The organism is Streptomyces sp. NPDC031274 (assembly GCF_055570235.1).
Window position 1 is genome coordinate 1 of the sequence record NZ_JBVIHP010000457.1, and the last position, 1062, is coordinate 1062.

The following is a 1062-nucleotide window of genomic DNA, read 5'->3' on the forward strand; positions in this document are numbered from 1 at the left end:
AGCTCGTCGTGCACCAGCTGGTACGCCGTCGTGGGTGGCAGCGGCCCGTCGGGGAGGCGGTGCTTGGGCGGCGCCTCGGTCATGCCGCTGACCGGGTTGGTCTCTCCGTAGAAGGGGTTCACCGCGAGGGTGCGCTCCTTGGAGCCGCCGTTCGGGTCCTCGCTGTGGTGGAGCGGCATGGGCGGTCTCCTCGGAGCTGAGGTTTTCTGTCCCTGTACGGGGCTTTCATGTCCCTGCTGGCGAGGATATGGGCGGCCGCCGGGGTCTGCACTTGCACCTCACGTGACGTGAGGACCCAGGCTGGAACGCGTACGGCAGAGAGCGAAGGGAGCGGATGGTGAGCTACTCCGTCGGACAGGTCGCAGGACTCGCCGGGGTCACGGTGCGCACGCTGCACCACTACGACGAGATCGGGCTCCTGGCTCCGAGCGAGCGCAGCCATGCGGGCCACCGCCGCTACGGCGACGAGGACCTGGACCGGCTGCAGCAGATCTTGTTCTACCGGGAGCTCGGCTTCCCCCTGGACGAGGTGGCGACGCTGCTGGACGACCCGGACGCGAACCCGAGCGCGCATCTGCGCCGTCAGCACGCCTTGCTGACCGACCGGATCGAGAGGCTCCAGCAGATGGCCGCCGCCGTCGAGACCGCCATGGAGGCACGGAAGATGGGCATCAACCTCACACCTGAGGAGAAGTTCGAGGTCTTCGGGGACAAGGACCCCGAGGAGCACGCACAGGAGGCGGAGGAGCGCTGGGGCGGCACGGACGCGTATGCCGAGTCACAGCGGCGGGCCGCCCGCTACACCAAGGACGACTGGAAACGCATGCAGGCCGAGGTCGCCGACTGGGGAGAGCGCTACGACGCCCTGATGACGGCCGGGGAGGCCGCGACGGGCGAGCGGGCCGTGGCCATGGCCGAGGAACACCGGCAGCACATCACCAAGTGGTTCTACGACTGCACCTTCGAGATCCACCAGGGCCTCGGTGAGATGTATGTGTCCGACGAGCGCTTCAAGGAGTTCTACGACTCCATGCGGCCGGGCCTCGCCGAGCACCTGAGGGA

1 protein-coding gene and 1 pseudogene are annotated in these 1062 nt (G+C 68.3%); one reads left to right on the top strand and one right to left on the bottom strand.

Translation table 11 applies throughout. From position 1 onward, the window contains the following. Positions 1 to 179 (bottom strand): annotated as a pseudogene (locus tag ACZ5CR_RS47150) (glutamate decarboxylase); the annotation flags it as partial. 158 nt (positions 180 to 337) lie between these two features. On the opposite strand from ACZ5CR_RS47150, the gene ACZ5CR_RS47155 reads away from it, so the two are divergent. After that, on the top strand, positions 338 to 1062 hold a 725-nt coding region (locus ACZ5CR_RS47155; RefSeq protein ID WP_468870233.1), incomplete at its 3' end, for a MerR family transcriptional regulator.